Below are 2,796 nucleotides of genomic sequence, written 5' to 3'. Positions count from 1 at the left end.
GTCCTCGGGCTTGAACTCGCCTTCGGTGGGACGACCCAGGTGCGAGGTGACCATGACGGCGGCACCCGCATCCAGCGCCATGCGGATCGCCGGCACCGAGGCACGCACACGCGTGTCTTCGGTGATGGCACCGTCGGGTGCCAGAGGCACATTGAGGTCCGCGCGGATGAAGACCTTCTTGCCCTCCGCGAAGCCACTCGCGCACACGTCGCTGAAGCGCAGCGCTTTCATCGCAGGCCACCCACCACGCGCGCCATCTCCAGGCACTTGTTCGAGTAGCCCCACTCGTTGTCGTACCAGCTCACCACCTTCACGAAGGTCTTGTCCAGCGCGATGCCCGCGTCGGCATCGAACACCGAGGTGCAGGTCTCGCCGCGGAAGTCCGTGGCCACCACCTTGTCTTCCGTGTAGCCCAGGATGCCCTTGAGGGCGCCTTCGCTCTGCGCCTTCATCTCGGCCTTGATCTCTTCGTAGCTGGCTTCGCTGTTCAGTTCCACCGTCAGGTCCACCACCGACACATCGCTCGTGGGCACCCGGAAGGACATGCCGGTCAGCTTCTTGTTCAGCTCGGGGATCACCACGCCCACGGCCTTGGCCGCACCGGTGCTGGAGGGGATGATGTTCTCCAGGATGCCGCGGCCGCCGCGCCAGTCCTTGTTGCTGGGGCCGTCCACGGTCTTTTGCGTGGCCGTGGCCGCGTGCACCGTGGTCATCAGCCCGCGCTTGATCCCCCACTTGTCGTGCAGCACCTTGGCCACCGGGGCCAGGCAGTTGGTGGTGCAGCTGGCGTTAGAGATGATGGCCTGGCCGGCGTAGGTCTTGTCGTTGACGCCGAAGACGAACATGGGGGTGTCGTCCTTGGAGGGGGCCGAGAGGATGACCTTTTTCGCGCCGGCGTCCAGGTGCTTCTGGGCGGTGGCCTTGTCCAGGAACAGGCCGGTGGATTCGATGACCACGTCGGCACCGACTTCGTTCCACTTGAGGTTGGCCGGATCACGCTCCTGCGTCAGGCGGATGGTCTTGCCGTTGACGACGATGTGGCTGCCCTCGACCTTGACCGTCCCCTTGAAGCGGCCGTGCACGCTGTCGTACTGGAGCATGTAGGCCAGGCACTCGGGCTCCAGCAGGTCGTTGATGGCAACGATCTCGATGTCCGGGAAGTTCTGGATCGCGCTGCGCAGCACGTTGCGGCCGATGCGGCCGAATCCGTTGATACCGAGTCGAAGAGGCGTTTTCTGGGGCATGGGGTACGGTCAGGGTCAAGAGGAGGGAAGGTCGGAAAGTCGATGACTCAGCCGAGCAGCGCCGACAGGTCGGCGATGACGCGATCGGGCGCGCTCTCGGCGATGGGCTTGCCCATGTTGTAGCCATAGGGCACAGCCCACACCGGCACGCCCGCGTTGCGCGCGGTGGCGACGTCGATCGAGGAGTCGCCGACGAACAGCGCGCGATGCGCGGGCGTGCCGAACTCGGCCAGGCAGCTCAGGATGCCCGCGGGGTCCGGTTTTCTGGTGGGCAAGGTGTCGCCGCTGACGACGCGGTCGAACAGCGGCGCGAGGCCGTGCGCGTCGAGCACGGCGGCCGTGTAGCGGCTTTCCTTGTTGGTGACCACGGCCAGCTTGACGGCCCGCGCCCGCAAGGCCGTGAGCGTTTCCAGCACCTGCGGATAGAGCCTGCTGCGCGTGCCGCTGCGCTGCTGGTAGTGGCGGTCGAACTCGCCAGCCGCCAGTCGCAGGCTGCGGCTGGCGCGCACCACCTGCGCGCTCGTGCCGCCCGCCCATGCCAGCGCCTGGATCAGCAGCTCGCGCGTACCATGGCCGATCCAGTGCTGCACCTGGCCCAGCCCGACCGCCGGCATGCCGAAGCGCGCCAGGGTGTCATTGACGGCGTCGCCGATCTCGGCGGCGGTGGCCACCAGCGTGCCGTCCAGGTCGAACATCACCAGGTCCATGGACGCTTGTTCAACGGCTGCGTTCATATCACCTCCACCGGCGCCGGGGCGCAAGGGCTGGCGCCGGGCTCGCGCTGGCCCAGCAGCGCACGCACTTCATCGGCCAGCCGTGCCGGCGTGAAGCCGAAATGGGCATAGAGTTCCTGGGCGGGCGCCGATTCACCGAAGGTCGTCATGCCCACCACCCGGCCCGTGCGGCCCACGTACTTGCGCCAGAAATCCGGGTGCGCGGCCTCGACGGCCACCGCCGGCAGCGCGGGCGCGAGCACCTGGTCCTGCCAGGCGGCGTCCTGCTGGTCGAAGCGCTGGGTACAGGGCATGGACACCACCCGCGTGGCGATGCCGTCGGCCGCCAGCGCGGCCTGCGCCTGCACCGCCAGCGCCACCTCGGAACCGGTGGCCAGGAGCGTGGCCCGCGCGCCGGGCATGTCCGAAACCACGTAGCCGCCGCGCCGCACGGCATCCGCCCGCGCCGCGCCGCCGAGTTGCGGCAGGCCCTGGCGTGACAGGACGAGTGCCGTCGGGCCGTCGCGGCGCTCCAGCGCACAGGCCCAGGCCACGGCGGTCTCCAGCGCATCGGCCGGACGCCACACGTCCAGGCCGGGCACGAGGCGCAGGCTCGGCACGTGCTCCACCGGCTGGTGCGTCGGGCCGTCCTCGCCCAGGCCGATGCTGTCGTGGGTAAAGACGTGGACCACCTGCAGCTTCATCAGCGCGGCCATGCGGATGGCGTTGCGGCTGTAGTCGCTGAAGGCCAGGAAGGTGCCACCGTAGGGAATGAAGCCGCCGTGCAGCGCGATGCCGTTCATGATCGCCGCCATGCCGAACTCGCGCACGCCGTAGCT

The 2,796-nt window shown here is 68.6% G+C and carries 4 protein-coding genes; all 4 read right to left on the bottom strand.

What is annotated here, in order from left to right:
- On the bottom strand, positions 1 to 231 hold a 231-nt coding region (gene pgk / locus PHQ87_RS15715), incomplete at its 3' end, for a phosphoglycerate kinase (RefSeq protein ID WP_300236465.1).
- Entirely contained in the window at positions 228 to 1,244 is a 1,017-nt protein-coding gene (gene gap, locus PHQ87_RS15710; RefSeq protein WP_300236462.1) for a type I glyceraldehyde-3-phosphate dehydrogenase, read from the bottom strand. The genes pgk and gap, both read right to left, overlap by 4 nt.
- A 47-nt stretch (positions 1,245 to 1,291) precedes the next feature.
- Positions 1,292 to 1,978 (bottom strand): phosphoglycolate phosphatase, encoded by a 687-nt coding sequence (gene gph / locus PHQ87_RS15705; RefSeq protein WP_300236459.1) that lies wholly within the window; start codon positions 1,976 to 1,978, stop codon positions 1,292 to 1,294.
- A partial coding sequence (locus PHQ87_RS15700; protein ID WP_300236456.1) for a transketolase C-terminal domain-containing protein occupies positions 1,975 to 2,796 on the bottom strand: 822 nt, incomplete at its 5' end. The genes PHQ87_RS15700 and gph, both read right to left, overlap by 4 nt.

Source organism: Hydrogenophaga sp., assembly GCF_028698005.1.
In the GTDB taxonomy this organism is placed as follows: domain Bacteria; phylum Pseudomonadota; class Gammaproteobacteria; order Burkholderiales; family Burkholderiaceae_C; genus Hydrogenophaga.
The sequence above is the reverse complement of the archived record's forward strand: the minus strand, read 5'-3'. Positions and strand labels throughout refer to the sequence as shown.